This is a genomic window from Hwangdonia seohaensis, from assembly GCF_031932625.1.
In the GTDB taxonomy this organism is placed as follows: domain Bacteria; phylum Bacteroidota; class Bacteroidia; order Flavobacteriales; family Flavobacteriaceae; genus Hwangdonia; species Hwangdonia seohaensis.
Map to the genome: position 1 here is coordinate 523,874 of NZ_JAVSCK010000002.1, position 25,068 is coordinate 548,941.

General features: G+C 35.9%; 20 protein-coding genes. 6 read left to right on the forward strand and 14 right to left on the reverse strand.

Going from position 1 to position 25,068, the window contains the following annotated elements; genetic code table 11:
* Window positions 1-146: 146 nt before the first annotated feature.
* A complete protein-coding gene (gene bcp, locus RNZ47_RS07540) occupies window positions 147-599 on the reverse strand; it encodes a thioredoxin-dependent thiol peroxidase (RefSeq protein ID WP_311938458.1) in 453 nt (150 codons plus the stop codon).
* Window positions 600-635: 36 nt separating this feature from the next.
* Between bcp and RNZ47_RS07545 the strand changes: the two genes are divergently transcribed.
* Entirely contained in the window at window positions 636-1,295 is a 660-nt protein-coding gene (locus RNZ47_RS07545; RefSeq protein WP_311938459.1) for an endonuclease III domain-containing protein, read from the forward strand.
* Between the two features lie 233 nt (window positions 1,296-1,528).
* On the opposite strand, the gene RNZ47_RS07550 is transcribed toward RNZ47_RS07545, so the two are convergent.
* Entirely contained in the window at window positions 1,529-2,113 is a 585-nt protein-coding gene (locus tag RNZ47_RS07550; protein ID WP_311938461.1) for an RNA polymerase sigma factor, read from the reverse strand.
* A 233-nt stretch (window positions 2,114-2,346) separates the two neighbouring features.
* Here RNZ47_RS07550 and uvrA point away from each other — a divergent pair, with 233 nt between their 5' ends.
* Window positions 2,347-5,130 carry an excinuclease ABC subunit UvrA gene (gene uvrA, locus RNZ47_RS07555; protein WP_311938463.1) on the forward strand — a complete coding sequence of 928 codons (2,784 nt, stop codon included), beginning with the start codon at window positions 2,347-2,349 and terminating at the stop codon, window positions 5,128-5,130.
* Between the two features lie 62 nt (window positions 5,131-5,192).
* Here the strand turns inward: uvrA and RNZ47_RS07560 are convergent, their stop codons facing one another.
* Both RNZ47_RS07560 and RNZ47_RS07565 read right to left on the reverse strand, forming a co-directional pair.
* Complete coding sequence (locus RNZ47_RS07560; RefSeq protein ID WP_311938465.1) at window positions 5,193-5,765, reverse strand: porin family protein; 573 nt, start codon at window positions 5,763-5,765, stop codon at window positions 5,193-5,195.
* Window positions 5,766-5,879: 114 nt separating this feature from the next.
* Window positions 5,880-6,956 (reverse strand): DUF3667 domain-containing protein, encoded by a 1,077-nt coding sequence (locus RNZ47_RS07565; RefSeq protein ID WP_311938466.1) that lies wholly within the window; start codon window positions 6,954-6,956, stop codon window positions 5,880-5,882.
* A gap of 167 nt (window positions 6,957-7,123) precedes the next feature.
* Here RNZ47_RS07565 and RNZ47_RS07570 point away from each other — a divergent pair, with 167 nt between their 5' ends.
* Window positions 7,124-7,831, forward strand: coding sequence for a hypothetical protein (locus RNZ47_RS07570; protein ID WP_311938468.1), 708 nt, complete (start codon window positions 7,124-7,126; stop codon window positions 7,829-7,831).
* Window positions 7,832-7,905: 74 nt separating this feature from the next.
* On the opposite strand, the gene RNZ47_RS07575 is transcribed toward RNZ47_RS07570, so the two are convergent.
* From RNZ47_RS07575 to RNZ47_RS07585, 3 genes are all read right to left on the reverse strand, one after another.
* Complete coding sequence (locus RNZ47_RS07575) at window positions 7,906-8,214, reverse strand: hypothetical protein (protein ID WP_311938470.1); 309 nt, start codon at window positions 8,212-8,214, stop codon at window positions 7,906-7,908.
* Between the two features lie 2 nt (window positions 8,215-8,216).
* A complete protein-coding gene (locus RNZ47_RS07580) occupies window positions 8,217-8,834 on the reverse strand; it encodes a hypothetical protein (protein WP_311938472.1) in 618 nt (205 codons plus the stop codon).
* 148 nt (window positions 8,835-8,982) lie between these two features.
* Window positions 8,983-10,383: a Gfo/Idh/MocA family oxidoreductase gene (locus RNZ47_RS07585; RefSeq protein ID WP_311938474.1), complete on the reverse strand. Its 1,401-nt coding sequence runs from the start codon at window positions 10,381-10,383 to the stop codon at window positions 8,983-8,985.
* A 378-nt stretch (window positions 10,384-10,761) separates the two neighbouring features.
* Between RNZ47_RS07585 and RNZ47_RS07590 the strand changes: the two genes are divergently transcribed.
* Window positions 10,762-11,997, forward strand: coding sequence for a hypothetical protein (locus RNZ47_RS07590; protein ID WP_311938476.1), 1,236 nt, complete (start codon window positions 10,762-10,764; stop codon window positions 11,995-11,997).
* Between the two features lie 187 nt (window positions 11,998-12,184).
* Here the strand turns inward: RNZ47_RS07590 and RNZ47_RS07595 are convergent, their stop codons facing one another.
* The 4 genes from RNZ47_RS07595 to RNZ47_RS07610 form a co-directional block, all read right to left on the reverse strand.
* Window positions 12,185-13,642, reverse strand: a complete 1,458-nt coding sequence (locus tag RNZ47_RS07595; protein WP_311938478.1) for an oligosaccharide flippase family protein — start codon at window positions 13,640-13,642, stop codon at window positions 12,185-12,187.
* Entirely contained in the window at window positions 13,642-14,922 is a 1,281-nt protein-coding gene (locus RNZ47_RS07600) for a glycosyltransferase (protein ID WP_311938479.1), read from the reverse strand. The genes RNZ47_RS07595 and RNZ47_RS07600 overlap by 1 nt, the downstream gene beginning before the upstream one ends.
* An 82-nt stretch (window positions 14,923-15,004) precedes the next feature.
* Window positions 15,005-17,434, reverse strand: a complete 2,430-nt coding sequence (locus RNZ47_RS07605) for a YfhO family protein (protein WP_311938480.1) — start codon at window positions 17,432-17,434, stop codon at window positions 15,005-15,007.
* Between the two features lie 119 nt (window positions 17,435-17,553).
* Window positions 17,554-17,817, reverse strand: coding sequence for a DUF4834 family protein (locus RNZ47_RS07610; protein ID WP_311938481.1), 264 nt, complete (start codon window positions 17,815-17,817; stop codon window positions 17,554-17,556).
* Window positions 17,818-17,983: 166 nt separating this feature from the next.
* Between RNZ47_RS07610 and RNZ47_RS07615 the strand changes: the two genes are divergently transcribed.
* Window positions 17,984-18,988, forward strand: coding sequence for a transporter (locus RNZ47_RS07615; RefSeq protein ID WP_311938483.1), 1,005 nt, complete (start codon window positions 17,984-17,986; stop codon window positions 18,986-18,988).
* Window positions 18,989-19,016: 28 nt separating this feature from the next.
* Window positions 19,017-20,138, forward strand: coding sequence for a GNAT family N-acetyltransferase (locus tag RNZ47_RS07620; RefSeq protein WP_311938485.1), 1,122 nt, complete (start codon window positions 19,017-19,019; stop codon window positions 20,136-20,138).
* Window positions 20,139-20,244: 106 nt separating this feature from the next.
* Here RNZ47_RS07620 and capB read toward each other — a convergent pair whose 3' ends face one another.
* The 3 genes from capB to RNZ47_RS07635 all read right to left on the reverse strand — a co-directional run bounded on the left by capB (window position 20,245) and on the right by RNZ47_RS07635 (window position 24,913).
* Window positions 20,245-21,504, reverse strand: a complete 1,260-nt coding sequence (capB, locus tag RNZ47_RS07625; protein ID WP_311938487.1) for a cysteate-C-fatty acyltransferase — start codon at window positions 21,502-21,504, stop codon at window positions 20,245-20,247.
* Window positions 21,505-21,733: 229 nt separating this feature from the next.
* A complete protein-coding gene (gene capA / locus RNZ47_RS07630; RefSeq protein WP_311938489.1) occupies window positions 21,734-22,774 on the reverse strand; it encodes a cysteate synthase in 1,041 nt (346 codons plus the stop codon).
* 78 nt (window positions 22,775-22,852) lie between these two features.
* Window positions 22,853-24,913 (reverse strand): S9 family peptidase, encoded by a 2,061-nt coding sequence (locus tag RNZ47_RS07635; protein ID WP_311938491.1) that lies wholly within the window; start codon window positions 24,911-24,913, stop codon window positions 22,853-22,855.
* Window positions 24,914-25,068: the final 155 nt, after the last annotated feature.

Below are 25,068 nucleotides of genomic sequence, written 5' to 3' on the forward strand. Positions count from 1 at the left end.
AAAAAAAAGCTGTCTGAAAAGTTATCATCGTTGTCCGTTTGAATGCCGTATAAATCTATAATATCTTAATTCTCAACGTATTTAGACTGCACTCAACATAACATTCGTCGTTAAATTATTCTTTTCAGACAGTTCCTTTTTGGTGCTTACTCCAATATTTGTGCGGCGTGGTCTTTGGTTTTTACTTTATCTATAACACGTTCCACTAGGCCTTTTTCATCAATAATAAAGGTTTTTCTGTGAATACCGTCAAACTCCCTACCCATAAACTTTTTGGGCCCCCAAACGCCAAAGGCATTAATTACGGTTTTATCTTCGTCTGCCAATAACGGAAACGGAAAATTATATTTCTTTTTAAAATTAGATTGCTTTCGTGCAGAATCGGCGCTTACACCTAACAACTCATAGCCTTTTTCTTTTAAAACCTCATAATTATCCCTCAAATTACATGCTTCTGCGGTACAGCCCGGTGTATTTGCCCTTGGGTAAAAAAACACGATTAGCTTTTTTCCTTTGTAATTACTTAATGAAACCGTGTTTCCCTGTTCATCTTTAGCTGAAAAATTAGACACAGCATCACCTTGTTTTAGTGTATTCATAATCTTAACTTTGATTTTTAAGCAAAAATACGACTTATGACCAAGAAAGAGAAAGTGAACTTTGTTATTAATACATTATACAAGCTTTATCCAGAAATTCCCGTTCCTTTAGACCACAAAGACCCATACACATTACTTATAGCAGTATTGCTGTCTGCGCAGAGTACCGACGTTCGTGTAAATAAAATAACGCCTTTACTTTTTGAGAGGGCCGACAATCCGTACGATATGGTTAAGCTTTCGGTTGAAGAGATTCGCGACATTATAAAACCCGTTGGGCTTTCACCCATGAAAAGCAAGGGCATCCATGGGTTATCTGAAATCTTAATTGAAAAACACGATGGCAAAGTCCCAAAAAGTTTTGAAGCTTTAGAAGCACTTCCAGCTGTAGGGCATAAAACAGCAAGCGTAGTGATGTCGCAGGCATTTGGTGTGCCTGCTTTTCCTGTAGACACGCATATTCATCGGTTAATGTACCGATGGAATTTAAGCAATGGCAAAAACGTAGTGCAAACCGAAAAAGATGCAAAGCGCTTGTTTCCAAAAGAATTATGGAACGAATTGCATTTACAGATTATTTGGTACGGACGCGAGTATTCTCCAGCACGCGGTTGGGATTTAGAGAAAGATATCATCACAAAAACAATAGGTAGAAAAAGCGTTATTAACGAATACTACAAACAAAAAAAGTCCTGATTTTTTAAAATCAGGACTTTTCCATTAAACTTAATTTAGAAGCGCTTCAAACTTCATTTTATTACAATTTATAACACTTAAAGCCTTGGAATAATTTAGAAGAAAATTAACCGTTTCTTCCTTCGGTTTTAGATCGTTTAAATTTTTAATAGAATTTTCAGTGTAAAGTTTTGCCATTTCAATAAATTATAGGTTATTTATTAAGCTAACGCAGCAAAACTTACTTTATTGTACTAATTGGTTAAAACTATATTGTGTTTGTCTATTATTTTTCGCAAATTAATTAAAGCATAACGCATACGCCCCAACGCCGTGTTTATACTTACTCCTGTTCTTTCCGAGATTTCCTTAAAACTCATATCGTTGTAAATACGCATCATTAGCACCTCTTTTTGGTCTTCGGGCAACTCATCAACCAATCGTCTTACATCGTGTTCAACCTGTTCTTTTATAATGGTTTTTTCAGCATTCAAACTCGTATCGCTAAGCACGGAAAAAATACTAAAATCGCCACTGTTATCAAATTTTGGCATGCGGTTGTTCTTTCTAAAAAAGTCAATAACCAGATTATGCGAGATACGCATCACCCACGGCAAAAACTTGCCCTCTTCGTTGTAAGCCCCGCGTTTAAGCGTTCTGATAACTTTAATAAATGTGTCCTGGAAAATATCTTCAGCCACATCCCTATCGTAAACTTTTGAATAAATAAAACTGTAAACTTTTTGCTTGTGCCTTGTGATGAGAATTTCTAAAGCGCTTTCATCACCTTGAATATAACTGCTAACTAATGTAGCATCAGAAATATGTTTGTATTTCATAATCATTACTTTTAATGCATCGAAGCAAAAGCCTCATTGCTTGGGGTTAAGTTTTTAAAAGTAATGTTATGCTATAGGCGAGAGTTGTTTTTTAATTGATAAACCAAATATAACAACAATCGTTCCTAAAAAACAAAAAAAATCTATTTTTTTTAACAATCCTTTAAACAATAATCTATTTTTTAAGCTGATTTACTTATAGTATCTTTGCAAAATTATCCTTTTAAAAGCTTATGATTCCTAATATTTCTGAAGTAAACCCTAAACAAAACATCATCATTAAAGGTGCAAAATTGCATAACCTAAAAAATATTGATGTAATTATTCCTAGAAACAAATTGGTGGTTATTACGGGATTGTCGGGTTCGGGAAAATCCAGTTTAGCTTTTGATACGCTTTACGCGGAAGGACAACGGCGCTATGTGGAGAGCTTATCGAGCTACGCACGCCAATTTTTGGGCAGACTAAACAAGCCCAAAGTAGATTACATAAAAGGTATTGCACCGGCCATTGCCATTGAGCAAAAAGTGAATTCTACCAACCCTCGATCAACCGTTGGCACCACGACCGAGATTTACGATTATTTAAAACTTTTATTCGCCAGAATCGGGAAAACCTATTCGCCGGTTTCTGGAAATGAGGTGAAAAAAGATACGGTTTCAGATGTTTTAAAGTATTTAAAAACATTTCCCGAAGGTGAAAAATTACTGCTCCTCGCCCCTATTCATTTGGAAGAAGGCCGCAGTATGAGTGACAAACTTCAAGCTTTGAACCAACAAGGCTATGCCAGAATTAAAATCAACAATACCGTTATTAGAATTGATGAAGCAAAAGATGTTTCCGATAAAGAAAACATCTATTTAGTTGTCGACAGAATTATAATTAGAGACGAGGAAGATTTTTTCAATCGATTGGCCGATGCCATTCAAACCGCTTTTTTTGAGGGTAAGGGAACTTGTATTGTGGAAACGCTTGCTGATAACGGGCAACGGGAATTCAGCAATATATTTGAATTGGATGGCATTACTTTTTTAGAACCCAATGTGCATTTATTCAGTTTTAATAATCCGTACGGCGCTTGCCCAAAATGCGAAGGCTATGGCGATATTATCGGAATTGACGACGATTTGGTTATTCCAAACACTGGGTTATCGGTTTACGAAAACGCTATTTTTCCTTGGCGTGGAGAAAGCATGAGTTGGTACAGAGATCAATTGGTGAATAATTCGCATAAGTTTGATTTCCCTATCCATAAACCGTATTTCGAGTTGAGCGAGGCCCAAAAACAACTTATTTGGACGGGCAACAAGCATTTTGAAGGTTTGAATTCCTTTTTTGCCGAACTGGAATCTAAAGCTTATAAAATTCAAAATCGTGTGATGCTATCGCGTTACCGCGGAAAAACAAAATGCAAAACCTGTAATGGCAAACGCTTACGAATTGAAGCCAATTACGTAAAAATTGCGGGTGCGACTATTACCGATTTGGTTGAAATGCCGCTGGATAAATTGGCTATATTTTTTAAGCAATTGGAGCTAAACGACTATGATGCGCAAATTGCCAATAGACTTTTAAAGGAAATTAATAACAGGCTATTATTTCTTTCGAATGTCGGGTTGGATTACTTGACTTTAAACCGAAAATCGAATACGCTTTCGGGTGGTGAAAGCCAACGCATCAATCTCGCCACATCGTTGGGCAGCAGTTTGGTTGGCTCGATGTATATTTTGGACGAACCCAGTATTGGCCTGCATCCAAAGGACACCGAGCGTTTAATTTTGGTTTTAAAACAACTGCGCGATTTAGGTAATACGGTTATTGTCGTGGAACACGATGAGGACATTATGAAAGCCGCCGATAGCATTATTGATATTGGTCCGGAAGCCGGTACTTTTGGTGGTCATGTGGTGGCACATGGCACTTATGCTGATATTTTGGCGTCGGATTCCTTAACGGCTCAATACCTTAATGAAACATTAAAAATTGAAGTTCCCAAAACACGAAGAACCTCTAAATATTATGTTGATATTATTGGAGCGCGCGAAAATAACTTGAAAAATATCGATGTTCGTTTTCCACTGGGTATTCTCACGGTAATTACTGGTGTTTCCGGTAGCGGAAAAAGTACTTTGGTCAAAAAGATTTTATACCCAGCTTTACAAAAAAAATTGACCGATTTTGGTGATAAACCTGGTCAGTTTACAGCTTTAGAAGGCAATTTTGCCAACATAAACCATATTGAGTTTGTAGATCAAAATCCAATTGGGCGTTCCTCACGATCAAATCCGGTAACTTATATTAAAGCTTACGACGATATTCGCGCTTTATTTTCAAAACAGAAACTAAGCCAAATACGAAACTACCAGCCCAAACATTTTTCGTTTAACGTAGATGGCGGACGCTGTGAAACTTGTAAAGGCGAAGGTGAAGTAACCATTGAAATGCAATTTATGGCCGATGTGCATTTAGAATGCGAAACCTGTAAAGGCAAACGCTTTAAAAAAGAGGTTTTAGAAGTAACATTTGCCAATAAAAGTATCGATGATATTTTAAACTTAACCATTGACGATGCCCTTGCCTTTTTTGAAACCAATAAGCAAACAAAAATAACAACCAAATTAAAACCTTTACAGGATGTTGGTTTAGGTTATGTTACTTTAGGACAAAGTTCTTCTACCCTTTCTGGTGGCGAAGCACAGCGTATAAAACTCGCTTCGTTTTTAGGCAAAGGAAACACAAAGGAAAAAGCTCTTTTTATTTTTGATGAACCCACAACGGGATTGCATTTTCATGATATTCAAAAACTTTTAAAATCCTTTAACGCGCTGATTGAAAAGGGACACTCGATCATTGTTGTTGAACATAATTTAGAGCTTATAAAGTGTGCCGACCATATTATTGATTTAGGGCCAAATGGCGGCGAAACCGGTGGAAAATTAGTCGCGGCAGGCACTCCTGAGGAAATTATAAAAATTAAAGCTTCAGAAACCGCTAAGTATTTAAAGGATAAACTATAATAAAAAAGAAAAGCACTCATTTGCAACAAGCACTTTTCCTTTCCTTGAAAATTTAGAAAATATTAAAACTTATACCCTAGCCCAACTTGAATCCCTCTTAATTTCACGGAGTTTCCTCCTGGGTTTTTCAACAAGTTAGTTAATCCTAAATCGTACCTGGCATTAACATTGAATTTTTCATCAATATCATAAGCTGCACCAAAATCAACTCCAAAATTAAAAGACTTCCATCCGTTTGGCGCATCCAATAAGAAGCCTAGATTTGGTCCTGCTAAAAGGCTAAAAGCATCAGCAACATTATATTTTACTAAAATAGGAGCTTGAATTTCATTCAAATTTTTAACCAGAAGAAAATCTATTTCTGGTTGAATCTCAAAGTCTTCACTTAAGGTTAAATCGGTAAAATAAATGCCAATGAGAAAACCCGATGTCGAGTTAGAATTGGAAGCCCTTAAACTATTGGAAGCAGAGGCTTTACTTGTGGTGGCTGATTTTGAAGTATTAGGCGCTAGCGCAACTCCCGATGATGAAAAGCTACTGCTTTCTTCACGAGCAAGATAAGCAGCTCGGGTACTACAGGAAACTAAAAACAAGGTAAGAAAACAAAAAGAAATGAGGTTGGTAAAATTTTTCATAATTAAATGTTTTAGGATTAATACGATTCAATATACTAAATATCAAGCACTTAATAAAGCGTCAAAATATATTATTACTCACAAAAACCTTATTAACAAGAAATTTTAAAGCGTTCAATAAAACAAAAATCCTACGAAAAAAATAATAACTATGGCAACAGGAATAACAATCATTAAATAAATAAAAGAAGCCAATCCAGACTTAAATAAGCTTAAAAACCAACCCTGTTGATAAAAATGCTTTATGGCCATTAATAGATAAAAATAGGTTGACAACGTGATTAAAAAATCTATCCAATCGGGCAAATCCCATATATAATTAATGATGAGCAAAATGCTAAACACGGTAAACAAAAACGAAAAGAAATAAAAACTAAACACTAAATGATGGGCATAAGTGCCTCGGTTGAAAAACAACAATTTTAAAATCAATGCGAAAATGGGCAAGAGAACAAACAGTGAAATGGGTATGGTATCAATGGCTGCTTGCATTATTTGTCCGCCATTGCGCTGTTTATAAAACTTAAGGCTTTGCTCGTAAAACTTTCTTTTAATAAATCCTGCGTCATCATTCATTCCCATAGCCTTAAAAATAGTATCATTGGTAGCGTTTACCGCTATTAGCGAATCAACTTCTTTGGTATTAAAATCAAATGATGTTCCATAGTTCTTTTTTCCACTTGTCTCTTTTTTTATTAGAGAATCTAATAGTTTTACTTGATTTTCATCTATTCCAGTTAGTCCTTTTTCCTTTAATGGCATTAAAATACTATCTAGTTTCACAGAATCCAGGGCCTTTTTCGCTTTTACTTTTGCACTATCAGAAATTATTGGCTTTTCCAATGTTTTCTTTAGTGCCGTATCTAACTCTTCAACTGTATCTCTTACCACAACTACAGTCAATAAAAAGAAAAACACCACCGAAATAAACAAATAGAGTTGTGCCGGATGTAAATACTGTAAGCGTTTACCACCAATAAATTTGCTTGCCAAATAACCTGGTTTTAAAAGCAACGGCAAAAAACTTTTAAAAAAACGTGCGTCGAACGAAAAATAGTTGGTTATCGTATTGTAGAACAAAACGCCAATGGTAAGCTCGTCTTTTGCTTTTTGTCCACAATGTGGGCAAAAAGCAAAGCCTTCTTCAAAATTTTCTTCACAGTTTTTGCAAGTTTCGTATTGCTTTTCCATTAAAATGATTGGTTTCTATAAAAGTAAAAAAAAGTAATTACAATTACAGATTATTAAAAAGCTAACAATGAGAAACTTACGGTTTTGGCACATTAATTGAAAACCATAAAGTAAATAGCGTAAGCCGAAAAGCTAAAGAGTAGGCAGAAATTAAATCCTATATGATTATGAAAAGATTATTACTATTATTTACAGGCTTGTTAATAGGATTAACAACAGTATCAGCAACAGAGCTAAACCACCAAAAACAAAAAACCAAGTTAGATAAAACAAAACGCTATCGTTACGCGCAACCTATTATGTTTGTTGAACGCGGTATCGAATTTTTAGTTTTTCCTGACGGAAGTTTTGATTTTAATACAAATTACGAAGACACTTTTTATAACGATTCGTATTACAAAACACGGGCTTCTAAAAGAAGTAGTGTGAACATTACTTATGGGACACCTGGTAAACGTTTTAAGTACACGTCTAAAAGATATCGAAATAGAGGGGTTTCTATCTCACATGATAGAGATGGCAAAGTAAGGCGCATTGGCAATTTGTTTTTAAACTACGATAGATATGGCAAGCTTAAACGAGTAGGCTCCATTTATATGAGCTATAAACGTAATGGCACTTTAACCCAAGTTGGTGGTTTAAAAGTAAAGTACAACCACTGGGGAGAAATTGTTTTTACCCGAGGACAAGTGAATCGTTTTAGTAATAGCTGTAATATTTGTGGTGTAAGCAGTTGTAATATGGACCATAACCACAGAGATAGAGATTACGACGAGGACGATTGGTATGACAATGATTATGATGATGACGATGACAATTATTACTATTACAAACAGAATGGTAAAGTAAAAAAGCACAAAAAGAGAAAGCATTAACTTTTTTGTAGTGGAAAATAAAAACCCCGAAATACTTATTACAGTGCTTCGGGGTTTTACTATTTAGTTATTATTTAAGGATTCGGAGTAGTAGCATCTTTGTACCACTCGATCAGTAAAAAACCAAAATAAAACTGATAACTACGGTCTTTTTTAGGATAGTAAAGCACTGCTCGTGAATGGATAAAATATTCTTGACTATTCGTAGGAGTCCGTTCAAGAATAACCTTTAAATCAGCAGTTACTCTTTCTAAATACCCCTTTTCAGATCTAAAAATAGTGCTGCATAAATTAGTAGCTCTTTTCAATTCCTTATAAAAAAGCTGAACCATGTGTGGTTTTAACTCTATGCGATTACCGTTTTTTTCTAAAAAAACTTTCATGATTACCAGTTATCAAATTTGTTCCAAACATTATTTCCATTGGCATCTTCGCCATTCCAATAACTGGGATGAGTTACTCTCCCGTTTTTTGTCCACTCTGCAAGTACGATTTCATTACTCATCATATGTGAAGTCCCTTGTGCCTTATAGCCCTTGGTGCCATAAACACTAACATGATGTGGAAAAGTTGTAGCATCAAATGGGATATCGTCACAAATGTTTTCAGCTATAGAATCCCACGGGCCAAAATCTATGCCCGTGTTACAACCAGAGCAGTAAATATGCACTTCGTCACATAAAATATCTTTATTTTGTTTTATCAGAAGCCCAAAAGCATCTGTATTGTCATTACCGAATTCATCACTTATACCGTCAATATAGTCAGGAGATCCGTGAGCGCCAATTTCCAGCACAGTAACACAGTCTATATCCGGGGCGTTGCGCTCACATATAGCTCGTATTTGTGCCCATAAGTCATTTATTGATGTAAAAGTTGGTATGAGTTCGTGTCCCTTTGCACGATGGTTTGCTTTATAAGCATCCCTTGTGTCGTCTAAACCTGTACCGTGCTGTGCACGTGTATCTGTTGGAAGTGCTACAATTTTTATTGGTTGGCCCATAACGCAAATGAATAAAAAATGATATGTCTCTTAAGATACAAAAAAAATACGAAAAAGGACTATAAATCATTCATTTTTAACTCTTTAAATAAAAAAACCCTTTAATCAATATTGATTAAAGGGGCTTTTTATAACTATTTAAAATGAATTATTTTAATATAGCAAGTGGCTCGGTGGTTTTCCATTTTCCTCTGGTAAAATCCGGAAAGGCTTGAGGTGCACCACCTTGAGCAACCGATCTTTCACTTAAAGGCGCTACAGCACTCCAATGGCAACCTTCGTAAACATTTTGGTCTAATGGTTCGCCGTTACGTAAACATTCAATAGCCCTGAATAGCATCATAAAATCCATGCCGCCATGGCCACCCATTTTTTTAGCTAACTCACCAACGCGCTGATATAATGGGTGCTCGTATTTTTCGTATATTTTTTCTAATTTCTCACCTTGAGCCCAACTGTGGTGGTCTTTGGTGGCACCTTCTACACCACCTTCTAAAGCTACTCTCGTTGGGAAACCGGCTAAAGTGCCTTTGGTGCCTTGCACTAAATTATGACGCGAATAGGGTCTCGGACTGGTTTCGTCCCATTGCACCATGATGGTTCTGCCTAAAGTGGTTTTTATAATCGATGTATTTAAATCGCCCCCTTTATAATCCAGCTTATTCCATTTGTGGTCTGCTGGATAATTTTTTTCAGCATACTGTTTTCTACCCAAAGAAGGTGTTGAAAACGATACCAAACTATTAAAATTATCATCACCTCTAGCCAAATTCATATACTGTGCCACAGGACCTAAACCATGTGTTGGATAAAGGTTGCCGTTTCTTTTGGCATAATGTGGCGTTCGCCAGGACCCCGTACCTCTTTCCTGCTCTTCCATTTGGAATCTTAATTCGTGTATATAAGAAGCTTCACCGTGTAGAATATCGCCAATAACACCTTGTCTGCACATGTTTAAATACAAAAGCTCGTCTCTTCCGTAATTCACATTTTCCAACATCATACAATGCTTTTGGGTTTGCTCGGAGGTAAACACAATGTCCCACATTTCTTCTAAAGTTACCGCAATTGGCACTTCTACAAAGGCATGCGCGCCTTTTTTCATAGCCTCAATAGCCATTGGTGCATGGTTTTTCCAGTTTGTGGAAATAAAAACAGCGTCTGGTTTTACTTCTTCAAGCATGGTTTTCCATTTATCTTCGCCACCGTAGTAAAGGGCAATGTTTTTATGGCGCTCTCCGTTTCCTATGGCTTTACATTTTTTTGCCGATCGGTTAGCATAATCTTCATACAAATCGCTTATGGCCACTATTTCCGTACCCTCAATAGTTGCTAATTGTGCGGCATGACTACTACCACGCGCACCAACACCAATTAAGGCAACGCGTACTTTATTTAATTTTGGTGCCGCAAATCCGCCCATATATTTACCCTCGTGGTCAAAAAATGGGTGGTTGCTTGGATAAGCAGGCAACATGCTCCCTAAACCCAAGGCAACACCTGTAAGCGATGTTTTTTTAATAAAACTTCTTCTATCTAAATTTTTCATTACTATGATTTTATATGTGTTCTACATTAGCCAAATTGAATTTTGAAAGTTACTTTATTTTTGCCTTTTAATACAAATACTTTTTTGGCAGTTGCTAATAGGTATTTGTTGAAATTGATGAAGAAAAAACTAGACATCTTATAAGATTTCGAGTTTTTTTTAGTTCGATTATATGAATCGACACAAAATTAATTTAATATTTCATATCCAATAAAAGCAAATTTCTCAAATTTTTCCCACAAAACGAATCAATTCCATTTCAACTTAAAAAAAGTTACCAACCATTGTTCGTTGATTTTAAAGGCTTTAGAATACGTTCCCGTTTTTTGGCACGTTGTTTGTAAAGACATAAGCGTAACACAATTAAAACACACAATTATGAAAAAATTTATATTCTTATTAGCAGGTTTGGTCCTTTCAGGGTTTACTGCTACCGCAACCACAACCAACGCCACAGCAAATTCAACAGCAACTTATTATGGAGGTTATGGCAATTCTTTCATTTTTGTAGAAGATGGTATTGAGTTTTCGGTGTTCCGCGATGGGCAATTCGATTTTAATATTTTAAGAGGCAACTCGCGTTTGGGCGTGTCTATTGGTTCGCCAAATGTTAGCATCAGTTTTAATTCGGGTTACGATTACAACGCTTACGTGCAATACGATGAGTACGGTGCCATTATTCAAATAGAAAACACCCCTATTTATTATGATTACTACGGACGTGTAAGTCAAGTTGGTAATGTAAATATTCACTACAACAGACATGGTTATATTTCGCGTGTTGGTGGTTTATATGTACACTACAACCGCTACAACCGCTACTCACATTTTTCTGGATTTATAAACATTTATAACAGGCATTATGTTTACAGACCTTGGCACAGGTATTACAGTGTTCCGGCTTACGATTACTGCGTAGTTTACAACAGACCTTATAGACAATATTACAACCCGGTTCGATACACGTATAGCAGACCGTTTTATAACAACTACAGACCAAGAACCGCTATTGCCACAAGACGTGGACATAAAGTTTATAGAAATAGAAATTATGCAACGGTTAACCGAAGCACTAGAAATAAAACAGAAATAAACAGACGTGCCAATTCTAGACGAGATGTGGCTCAAGTAAATGCTACAAGACGAAATAATACTTCTACCGTAAACAGAAATACTAGAGCTAATTCTGAAAACGTTAACAGAAGAACATCGACAAGACGTGATGATGCTAGAACAAATTCAACTAGAACCAATACACGTGCAAATGATAATAAAAGAACCAGAGAAAGCGTTACTAGAACTACAAGACCAAATGTAAATAATACCAGAACAGTAACCAGAACTAGAAATACTTCGGTTACCAGAAAACCAAATAACGCAAATACTCGTACATATAGTAAAAGAGAGAAAACAACTAGAAATACACAACGTGTAGCTACAAGAACTACTCAAAACAAACCTAGAACTGCGCAACGTACAGTAACTAGAACGAGTAAACCGAAAACGACACAAAGAACCGTTTCGAGGTCTACAAAAAGTAAACCGAGAGCAACACAAAGCAGAAGTACTTCTAGTAATAAAAATACAAGATCGACTTCGAGAAGAAGATCATAACAATTTTGGTTGGTTAGTTGGAAAGCCCCACGATAAGTTTGCCTCAAAGCAAATTCGTGGGGTTTTCTTTTTTCAATGAAACCCCATGTTTAAAAAATTGCGAAACCATGCATTGCAAATTGATGGTTGAACTAGAGTCTATCTAAATGGCAAAATTTACGTCAACCTGAGCTTGCCTGTGCTGAATTTATTTACGTTGTATTACTTTATCAATAAGCTCAGTGATGTTTTCCGAAAACTTAAACAGATAAATAACGAGACCGTATAAAACGGTGATAACTGCCGTCTTTAAAACGATGTTAAGGATTGGGTGAAAAGAAAAATCCCAGAAATAAAACAGTAATACCCCAATAAGAATACACATTCCTATTTTTAAAGTATTTGCACTAAAAGGCAGCATTTTAAATTTTCTGTAAACAAAAAACAGCTTAATGGTGTTATATAAAAATACAGCTAAAAAGGTAGCTAATGCGGCGCCATTAATACCGTAAAGCGGAATAAAAAGGATGTTCAAAAGAATCATTACAATCACCAAGATCACCCCGAAAAACAACACCATTCTGTAATAATCGCTATTGAACAAAATAGCATTATTGCTTCCTAAAATGGCGTCATATAATTTAGAAACGCTGATTATAAAAACCACAAATAATCCATTGTTGAATTCTTCTGGAATGATGTTGTAAAGCTGATTGATATTGAGCACAATTAACAAAAAGATAAATCCGCTAACAATAAACAGGTTTAGCGAACTTCGTTTGTATAAATCCTTTAAGGAATCAAAATCCCTTTCGTTTAAATATTTGGCCGATAATGGCAACAATATTTGATGCATTGAGCGTTGCGGCACCGCAATAACGGCGGCAATAAAAATAGCCACGTTGTAATATGCAATTTGCTCGATTGGAATATAATGCCCCAACATTACTTTATCAATATCCAACAGAATCGTAGCGATGGAACCCGCAATAATGATTAAAAACGAATATTTTAAAATAGGGCTTAAATTAGCAACTTTTTTAAAGATGATAACAGGGAGCTTAATACTGAATGCGTACAACTTCATCACAAGCATTCGCAATACATAAACAACTACCAATCCCACCATAAACTGCTCTACATCAACCACGTTAAAATACAAACAGAATAGTAAAATCATAGTACCAACACGATGGAACACTTCTTTCATAAAATTACCAAACACGGTTTGCATTTGCACTTTGGTCCACGCAAAAAACACTTCAAAATACGCTAAAGAAATGGCGATAAATACCGTATGCCACAAATAATTTTCTATGATGGGGTTTTCAGTCGATAAAAATCCCCCAATCATGTCGTAACTAAAATGTGTAATGATAATGAGCGGAAAAATAATCAACAAAGGCAAAAACAACATTAAAGTCAAAAAGCTATTTAACGACACGCGTGTTTTAAATGAGGTATAAAATTTCACCAAAGTGTTGTGCACGCCAAAGGCCATTAACGGCATAATAACATAGGCCAAAGACAGCATGTAGCCTACCATACCATAGTATTCGTCGCTTAAAAACTCGGTGTACAGAAACAAGGTATTTATTGCACCAACAAAAAAACCCAAATACGTGGATATGATGTTTTTAAAAGATTGCGTTGCAACAATGCCCATTATAATAATTTAGATAAAGATGCGGTTAACGATTTTCTGCTATATTTTTGCAAGCTAATGGCATGCGACTGTAATGCGTTGTTTTTATAGGCTTTATAATGTGTTAATATAGTTGTTTTTAACGATTCATAATCATCGTAATAAAAGTAGTTGCCGGTATTGGTTTCTTTTATGATTTTTTCGACATCCGACCCGTTTGGTCCCAAGGCTAAAATAGGTCGGTTTGAAACCATATATTCAAATAATTTACCAGGAATAATTGATTTAGTGTCTTCTGAATCAATCTCAATCAACAACAATACTTGTGATCTTTTTTGAAATTTAATCGATTCATTGTGTGAAACATAACCCACATTATTTATATAATCACTTAAATGATTATTTTCGATTGAACGAAGCACATCTTCGCTAACTGCACCAACAAAATTAAGTTGAAAATCTTTAGCAAAACCATCATTCGTTTTAATTAAATCGCTTAAAACCTGCCAAAGAACTTTGGGGTTTCTTTTGGATAATAACGACCCAATATGCGCCATTGAAAAAACAGTATCCAACTCAACCTTTCCAATGGACTCATAATCGTACCCATTTGTAATCACCTCGACAGGCTTTGTGGTATGGTTTTTAAATTCTTTTTTAGTCACCGAACTGGTCACAATAATTTGATCGGCAGCATTAAGAACTTTTTTTTCAAGCGTTTTATGTTTTTGTTGTGCGCTTTTAGTCAGCTTTAGTTGTTTGTGATAACCAATCGTAGTCCACGGGTCTCTAAAATCTGCCAACCACTTCACCCCTAGTTTTTCTTTTAATTGCAACCCAATAAGATGCAAGCTGTGTGGCGGACCGGTAGTGATCACGGTACTTATATTGTTTTCTGAAATATAATTTGAAAGATAATCTACTGAAGGCTTTACCCAGTTTTTACGAGCATCTGGAATAAAAAAGTTACCACGGATGTAAAGCATCACTCTTTCAATAAAACTTTGCTTATTTTTCTCCGAAATAATGCCTTTGCTAATGGTTTTTGATGCCTTTTTGGAAAACAATCCAGCTAATTTATAAGGTTCCTTTATGGGGTGTTTTAGTATCGTTAAGTCTTCTGAAACTTCATTAATTAAACTTTCATCTACCAAAGGATAATTTGGGTTTTCCGGAATATAAACAATAGGCTCCACATGAAATTCTGGCAAATATTTAACAAACTTTAACCAACGCTGAACACCCGGACCACCTGCCGGTGGCCAATAATAGGTTATGATGAGTACTTTTCTTTTTGCCATCTTTGTCATTCCCTTAAAGAAGGGAATCCATTTTTAATTTAGTTTCAATTTTAAAGATTCCTGCCTTCGCAGGAATGACAAACTATTTCTTTTTAAATTCATAAAACAAACCAGCCAAAAGCAATAATCCAAAAAGGACGGAACTTGCCAATGCAATTTTACTACCTGTTTTAACAACATCTGGATCGAAACTAAACTCAATTATGTGTTTGCCTGCTGGAATCTCCATGCCTCGCAACGTGTAATTTACACGCATGTGCGCCGCTTCCTTTCCATCAATAAATGTTTTCCAACCGTTACCGTAGTACACCTCGGAAAATACTGCAAACCCATCATTTGAATTGTTTGACTCGTATTTTAGATAATTCGGTTTGTTTTCAATCAATACAATTGAAGCTAGAGAATCAACATCAAAGGAATTATAAGCTCTACTTTCTTTCAACAAATCTTTCGGCTTGTTAACATAAGTGTAAATTGCTTTATTCTTATTATCTAAACTATCTAATGCGTTGATTTCCTCATTTGCAGAATTAACGCGTTCTAATGTTTTCACAAACCACGCATTACCATTGGCTTCTTCGTTGGCGTAAGGCACAGGATTACCGTTATCGTCTTGAACAATAATGTACTTTGTGTTTAACATATTCAGCACATTGATATTGTTTTGCGAAATATACCAATCGGAAACCTCTCTGTAACGTTTCAACCCTGCAGCGTGATAACCGCTTAATGAATTGTGGTAATACGATGGTTTTGATTGTCCTGATACCAAATCCAACACCCTAAAATGCGTCGTGTCTTTTAGTATTTCCTTATCGGCCTCGTTTTTAGTGAAAGGTTGATTAACCTGCATTGCCGAAACAAAATTATCGTTGTTTACATATCGCCTATCAACACCTACTAAATCAAAAAGAATAAGTGCAGCAAACGCCACCATAGCCCATTTTTCCTTTAGCTTGTCTTTCAAAAAAGCCCAAATAACACCAGCAGATAACAGTACCAAAATCAACGTTCTCATGGTATCTTGGGTGAAAATCGCCTTTCTATCGGATTTGATCGCATCAATAAATGCCTGACCGTAATTTTGGCGGTAAAACCCATCGTTTACGCCAGCAAAATCGAAGGATGTTTTAAACAACAGAAACAAAATGGCAATCCCACCGGTTATCATTGCCGAAAACTTTAAAGCTTTTAGTTTCTCTTCTTTCTTTTCAAAATCGTTAAATAATTTAACCAATCCGAAAATCGCTAAAACCGGAATGCACAATTCTAAAATAACTTGAATGGAACTTACGGCTCTAAATTTGTTGTAAAGCGGCACGTAATCAATAAAAAAGTCCGTTAAAAACCCTAAATTCTTTCCATAGGATAACAATAGCGATAGTATGGTACCGCCAACGAGCCACCATTTTAAGCGGCCTTTTACCAGAAATAAGGCAAATACAAACAAAAACAAAACAACGGCACCTATGTAAGCCGGAGCCTCAACAATGGGTTGGTCGCCCCAATACATGGGCGCGCGCTTCGATTCTTGTAAAGCCTGTGTTGGCGATGCGCCTAATTTCCTGTAAGCCTCGTAAGTAGCGGAGTCTTTCCCGAGGTTCTCCCCGTTTCCGCCACCCATAAAACGCGGAATGTAAAGATTAAACGTTTCTAAAATCCCGTAACTAAACTGGGTAATATAATCTCTATCCAAACCTGAAGTGACTTCTTTTGGCGAACCATCGGGATTTATAGTTAATTCGCTTTTACCACGTGTACTTTCTTTTACATATTCTTTTGTGGCCAGAATCCCGGTCGCATTTAATGCAATCGACAAAAAAACCGCAGCAAATAAAATACCGACAGATTTAAAGTAATGCGGCAATATCTTCTTTTTATAAGCATCGATTAAATAAGCGATTCCCAATACGATAACCAATAGCATTAAATAATAGGTCATTTGAAAATGGTTTGCCACAATTTCCAAACCCATAGCGACAACGGTGAGTAAAAAACCAGCTATGTATTTTCGTTGGAACGTGAGTAGAATGCCGCTTAAAACCAACGGCATGTAAGCAATGGCGTGTGCTTTACTATTATGTCCAACCCCAAGAATAATGATTAAATACGTTGAAAACCCAAAGGCCAAAGCACCAATGGCGGCGAGTTTAAAATCGACTTTTAAAACGAGTAAAAGCACATAAAAACTCAGCAAATACAGAAATAAATAGTCGGCCGGTCGGGGTAAAAACCGCAAGGCCAAATCTAATTTTTTAATATAATTATGCGGATACTTCGCACCCAATTGATAAGTTGGCATCCCACTGAATGCACTATTTGTCCAATAGGTTTCCTCTCCGGTTTCAGCACGAAAATCTTTTTGCTGCTTGCTCATGCCAATATATTGCACGATATCGCTTTGAAAAATCTGTTTCCCTTTTAAAACAGGGCTAAAATAAGCTAAAGAAAGTATTACAAAACCTACTAAAACAAGTAAGTGCGGAAGTGTTTTTTTAAATGAAAATTGCATGAAAATGTGTTAAAATCAATGGTTGTGAAATTAACTATTATTTTCGAGATATACTTAACCTAAAAGAATCAAAATTTAATTGTTAAGATTTCGGGTTGTACGAAAATGGCAAAAGAAGATTATTCTATTTCTTCAAAATCCACATAATCGCCCACTTTTTTATTTGATGCTTTAGTGTTTGGCATTTTATCAATAGTCACTTCGCCTTCGCGTATTGGCTTTTCTTGTTCTTGTTTTCCTCTGAATTGCCCAAATTGTTCACCAAATTGTTTTTCGGCTTTTTTAGCAGCATATTTAATCAAAAAAGGTGCAAATATTCTAGAAAGCACTTTAATGCCATAATATACCAACACAATAATAAGTATGGTTCTTAATAAACCCATTATAGACTTTTTTTAAAAATTTATACAAAAATACGATTCTAAACATTTAAAAAACCCTTAAAAATGATAAAAAAAGTATAAAATATCTATATTTGAGCATCCTATATAATAATTAGTGAAAGTATTACATAACTATAAATTATAGATATTTTACAAAACATTCATTATGAACCCAATCAAATCTACCTTAATTTTACTACTAAGCTTAGTTAGCACACAGGCTTTTAGTCAATATACAGATGTTATTAACTCCAACCGACCAGGTGTTTCACGTAGTGCATTTTCTGTGGGAACAAACGTTGCGCAATTTGAAGTTGGCCCATATATCATAAAAGAAAAAAGAACGCCCGCTATGGCTTTTGAAGTTTCTGGTTTTGGAGTGGATTTTGCAGCACGATACGGCTTACTTTGGGAAGAACTGGAATTAAATATTGAAGGTACGTATCAAAACGACACCAAAACATACACCTCTAATTTAGCCGCTGAAGATGCGCGTTCAAATTTTAAATTTGTAAGTGTTGGTGCAAAATATTTGATTTATGACCCTTATAAAAATTCCGAGAACGACAAGCCTAATTTATATAGTTGGAAAGCAAATAATCGTTTTAAGTGGAGCTCGTTAATTCCGGCTGTTTCAGTTTATTTGGGCGCAAATTACCACACCAAGCAAAACCCATACACAGCCCCCGGAATTGAAGGTTTTAGCCCTAAAGTTATGGTGGCCACCCAAAATAATTTTGCCGGCGGTTGGGTTATGGTAATTAATTTAATTAAAGATAGAATTGGCACAGACCAGTCCGATTTTCAATACATACTAACCCTAACGCATTCCTTTAGCCCAAAATGGGTAATATTTGGAGAGGCACAAGGTATTAAAAGTGATTTTTATGCCGATAATTTGTTTAGATTTGGGGGCGCTTATTTATGGGGGAAGGACTTTCAGCTGGACACTGCCCTTACCTTTAACACCAAAGACACACCTTCTGTTTTTAGCGTTAACTTAGGGGCGTCGTACCGATTGGATTTTCATAAGGACAAAGAAATTGACAACGGCAATTCCGCCGAAGATGAATTAGAAAGAAAATCAAGAAGAAACAAAAAAGTCAAAAATAAAGACGCTGCAGAATCAAAGAAAAAGCAAAAAAGAAGAGATACCGATTTTGATAATTAAAACAGTCAAGATTTTTCGTTAATAATATATGATTACACTTAAAGAAGTAACCACCAAAAAAGGCCTAAAAACTTTCGTAAAGTTTCCTTTTAAGCTTTATAAAGACTCGAAATACTGGGTACCTCCTATCATTTCAGAAGAAGTAAGAACATTAAATAAAAATGTAAATCCAGCATTTAACGATGCCGATGCGCGCTTTTTTTTAGCTTATAAAGACCATGAGATTGTTGGCAGAATTGCTTGTATCATCAACTGGATAGAGGTCAATAAACAAAACCAAAAGAAAATGCGCTTTGGGTGGTTTGATGTTATTGACGATATTGAGGTGACTAAAAAACTGTTGGAAAAAGTCAATGAAATTGGAAAGGCCAATAATTTAGAATTTATCGAAGGCCCTGTAGGGTTTTCCAATTTGGATAAGGTTGGCGTGCTAACGCATGGCTTTGATGAAATAGGCAGCATGATTACATGGCACAACCATCCGTATTATGCGACACATTTTGAAAAACTAGGGTATACAGTTGCCAAAACCTATTCTGAGAACAAAATGGAGTTTAAAAATATTCTTCCTGAGTATTTCTCGAAAATCCAAGATTTAATAAAAAGACGCTACAAATTAAAGGCTTTGAATTTTACAAAGAATAAGGATATTATGCCTTATACCGATGAAATGTTTGAGGTTTTCTCGAAATCGCACGCAACACTTTCTTCTTTTGTAGAAATAAACGACGAGCAAAAAGCGTATTTTAAAAAGAAGTTTATTGGTTTTTTAAATCCGGAATACGTGAAGTTTGTCTTGGATAAAGATGACAAATTGATTGGTTTTGGCATTGTAACGCCCTCGTACGCTGAAGCTTTACAAAAAATGAAGGGTAAATTATTCCCTTTTGGAATAAAGCACTTATTACACGCTAAAAAGCATGCTAAAACCGTAACTTTTTATTTAATCGGGGTTTTACCAGAATATCAAAACAAAGGTATTACGGCTATTATTTTTGAAGAATTTTATAAAACCTTTAAGGAGAAAGGTATTGAGTTATGCGTTAGAGGACCTGAATTGGATGACAATGAAGCTATCCATAAACTTTGGAAAAACTTTAAGCCCGTAACCCATAAAAGACGATGTACTTTTAGAAAAGATATTCTTTGAAAAGTATCGCTTTTAAGCACAAAAAAAAACAGACGATTCTACGTTAAAAGAAAAATCCGATTCATTTTAATGAATCGGATTTTTTTATATCCTAAATACGTTGTAATTACTCGCCCATGGCCGCCATTACCGCTGCCGATAAACGCTTGTACGTTCCGTTTTCCAATCGGTCTCTAATCGCATCAAAAGCATCTAAGGTTTCTTCAACATCTTTTAAAGTATGTGTTGCCGTAGGAATCATTCTAAGTAAAATCAATCCTTTAGGTATCACCGGGTAAACCACTATAGAACAGAATATTCCGTAATTTTCACGCAAGTCTCTAACCAACGCCATAGCCTCTGGAATACTACCTTTTAAATACACTGGGGTAACGCAACTTTGAGTTGTACCAATATCGAAACCACGTGCTTTTAATCCAGATTGTAAGGCGTTAACAATAGTCCATAAATCCTGTTTTAACTCTGGCATTGTTTTTAGCATTTCCAAACGTTTTAATGCCCCAACCACTAACTGCATTTGAAGTGATTTAGCAAACATTTGAGAGCGCAAATTGTATTTTAAATAATCAATAATTTCTTGGTCGGCGGCAATAAAAGCGCCCGTACTCGCCATAGATTTTGCGAATGTTGCAAAATACACGTCAATCCCGTCTTGAACGCCTTGCTCCTCTCCTGCTCCGGCGCCTGTTTTTCCTAATGTCCCGAAACCATGGGCATCATCAACAAAAAACCTGAAGTTATATTTCTTTTTAAGTGCTACTATCTCTTTTAAACGCCCTTGTTCCCCGCGCATTCCAAATACTCCTTCGGAAATAACCAAAATACCGCCACCGGTTTGTTCGGCCATTTTGGTAGCGCGCTCTAAGTTTTTTTCTAAACTTTCAACATCGTTATGCTTATATGTAAAACGTTTACCCATGTGTAAACGTACCCCATCAATAATACAGGCGTGTGCATCGACATCGTAAACTATAATATCATCTTTAGCAACTAAAGCATCAATGGTAGATACCATGCCTTGATAACCAAAATTTAAAAGATAAGCCGCTTCTTTATTAACGAATTCAGCCAATTCATCTTGAAGTTTTTCGTGCAAATCTGTGTGACCAGACATCATTCTTGCTCCCATAGGATAAGCCGAACCGTAATCTGCTGCTGCTTGTGCATCCACTTTTCGAACTTCGGGGTGGTTTGCCAAGCCTAAATAATCGTTGATACTCCAAGTGATGACATCTTTCCCCTGGAACTTCATGCGATTTGAAATCTCTCCTTCTAATTTTGGAAATACAAAATACCCTTCAGCTTGAGATGCCCATTTACCTAACGGACCTTTATCCTTGTAAATCTTTTCGAATAAATCTTTCATTTATTATAAATCTTTTTTGCTATGAAAAAACAAACATGTGTAACACTTTAATTGTGCAGATGTACGCTTTTAGTTCTTTAGTTAGTTGCTGCAAAATTAAATATTTAAATTGTTTGAACATAATTTTTAAGGTTCAATTATTCATTATATCATTTCTTGATTGATATTAAACCAAAAAAAGAGCCTTATTTTAAAAATAAAGCTCTTTTTAGTATATATTTTATGTTCATTATTTTATGTATTGAACCGTTTTTTCCGTTTCGTGGTTAACACTATCAAAAAAGCCTTGTTCGTTCATCCATTTATCACTGTAAACCTTACTCATATAGCGCGATCCGTGATCTGGAAATATAATAACAACATTGTCGTTTTCATTAAATTCGCCAATTTCATCCAATTGAGCAACCGCTTGCATGGCAGCTCCAGAAGTATAGCCCACAAACAACCCTTCGGTTTTTGCAATTAATCTTGCAGTGTGCGCACTTTCTTCATCGGTTACTTTAACAAACTCATCAATGGTATCGAAATCTGTTGCGGTTGGAATTAAATTTTTGCCCAAACCTTCAATTCTGTACGGATAAATTTCTTTTTCGTCGAACTCTCTGGTTTCGTGGTATTTTTTAAGCACGGATCCAAAAGCATCAACACCTATAACTTTAATGTTTGGGTTTTGCGCCTTTAAATACTTAGCTGTTCCGGAAATGGTTCCACCAGTACCACTACACGCCACCAAGTGTGTGATTTTGCCTTCGGTTTGATTCCAAATTTCCGGACCGGTAGAAAGGTAGTGTGCATCAATATTCAATTCATTGAAATACTGATTGATATAAACCGAACCTTTAATTTCTTCGTGCAAACGTTTAGCGACTTGGTAATACGATCTTGGATCGTCTGCGCTAACGTGCGCGGGACAAACATAAACCTTGGCGCCCATGGTTTTGAGCATGTCTATTTTATCTGCCGACGATTTAGAACTTACTGCCAAAACACAATCGTAGCCCTTAATGATACTAACCATGGCGATACTAAAACCTGTATTGCCCGAAGTAGTTTCAATGATGGTATCACCTGGGTTAAGAATTCCTTTTCGTTCTGCTTCTTCTATAATGTGTAATGCTATTCTATCCTTTGAAGAATGACCTGGATTAAAAGCTTCTACTTTAGCAAAAAAGTTGCCTTTAAATTTTGATGTGATTTTATTAAGTCTAATAAGCGGTGTGTTGCCTATTAAGTCTAATACATTATCAAAAACCTGATTGTTTTGTTTCATAAATGCTTTTTAAAAGCTACTCAATATTACTAAAAATATTTGTAACTTAAAACTTGGCAAAAATAAGCAATTTTTTTGTTATGCACTAATTCCTTCTAAATCTAAAATAAAAGCATACTCTAAGGCTACTTCCTTTAGGCTTTCAAAGCGCCCCGAAGCACCACCATGGCCAGAATCCATATCGGTGTGCAATAATAATTTGTTATGGTCTTTTTTTAATTCCCTTAATTTCGCGACCCATTTTGCGGGTTCCCAATATTGCACCTGCGAATCGTGCAAACCTGTTGTTACCAACATGTTCGGATAGTGTTTGGCCTCTACGTTATCATAAGGCGAATAGGATTTCATGTAATTATAAAATTCTTTTTCATTTGGGTTTCCCCATTCATCGTATTCTCCGGTGGTTAACGGAATGGTATCATCGAGCATGGTAGTAACGACGTCAACAAACGGAACCGCTGCTAAAATACCGTTGTACAATTCTGGGTTCATGTTTATTATAGCGCCCATCAACAAACCACCTGCCGAACCACCGTAAGCGTAAAGGTGTTTGCTGGAAGTATATTTTTGCTCGATTAAATATTTAGAGCAATCGATAAAATCTGTGAATGTGTTTTTTTTGGTCAACAGTTTCCCGTTTTCGTACCAATCCCTTCCCAAATACTCTCCACCGCGGATGTGCGTTATGGCGTAAATAAATCCGCGATCCAATAAACTCAAGCGTATCGTTGAAAAAGAAGGGTCGATTGTAGAACCGTAAGAGCCATAAGCGTATTGCAATAACGGGTTTTTACCGTTTAACTTTACCCCTTTTTTATAAACCAACGATATGGGTATTTTTACACCATCTCTTGCCGTTGCCCAAAGGCGCTGGGATTTGTAATTTTCTTTTTTAAAATTACCACCCAAAACAGCTTGTTCTTTTTTTATTTCGCTTTGTTTGGTTTTTAGATTATAATCAATAATAGCATTCGGATGCGTTAGTCCACTATATCCGTAACGCAGAGTATCGCTGTTAAAATCCGGGTTGGTGCCAATATAAGTGGTGTAGGTTTCTGAATTGAACGGCAAATAATAATCTTCACTCCCATCCCATTTAATAATACGAAGTTTATTGAGTCCGTTTTCGCGTTCGTTAACCACTAAAAAGTTTTTAAAAATTTCAATATCTTCAATTAAAACGTTTTTTCTGTGCGGTATAACATCTTCCCAAAATTCTTTTTCCGTGGTGGTTGAACTTGTCTTTGAAAGCTTGAAATTAGTGGCTTTATCAATGTTTGAAATGATATAAAAGGCATCGTTAAAGTGTGCAATGTTATATTCTAAATCCGTAATTCTTTTTTGAAATATTTTGAAATCACCGTCAGGCGTATCGGCATTTAAAATGCGGTATTCCGAACTCAACGTACTCGAAGACCCAATAATGATGTATTTTCTGGATTTCGATTTATAAACAAAGGTGTTGAAGGTGTCGTCAGTTTCATGGAAAACCTCGATATCCTTGTTTGTTTCGGTGTGCAGTTTATGTTTAAAAATTTTAAAAGAGCGCAGTGTAACCTCGTCTTTCATGGCATAAAACAAGGTTTTGTTATCGTTTGCCCAAGTTACGCTTCCCGTGGTATTTAAAATTTTATCGGCGTAAACCTCGCCCGTTTCCAGATTTTTAATTTGAATGGTGTATTGGCGTCTGCTTACCGTATCGGTTGAAAACGCTGCCAATTTATTATTTGGGCTAATGGCAATGCTTCCTAAATTAAAATAGGCTAAACCTTGGGCCATGCGGTTGCAGTCGAATAAAATTTCCTCTTCGGCTTCTAAACTTTCCTTTTTTCTGGCGTAAATGGGGTAATCGCTGCCTTTTTCAAAACGCGTAATGTACCAATAGCCATTAAGCTTGTAAGGTGCGCTGGTATCGTCTTCTTTAATGCGCGCCTTCATTTCTTTAAATAAATCCTTTTGAAAACCTTCCGTATGCTGCATCATCTGTTTTGTGTATGCGTTTTCTGCATTTAAATACGCTATGGTTTCGGGGTTTTCCTTATCGTTCAACCAATAATAATTATCGATTCGGGTATCGTTATGAACCTGTAATGCTTTCGGTATTTTTTTAGCTATTGGTGGCTGAATTGTATTTTTCAAATGAAGCTGTTTTTATTCTTGAATTAAGGCCTCAAAAGTACATGATTTTTTTTCATTTAGAAATTGACAAAAAACTAAATGAATAAAATTATGAACTAACATAGTGGTTACTGAAGTGAAATTAAATTTTGGGTTTTTTTGATACAAAATTTAAT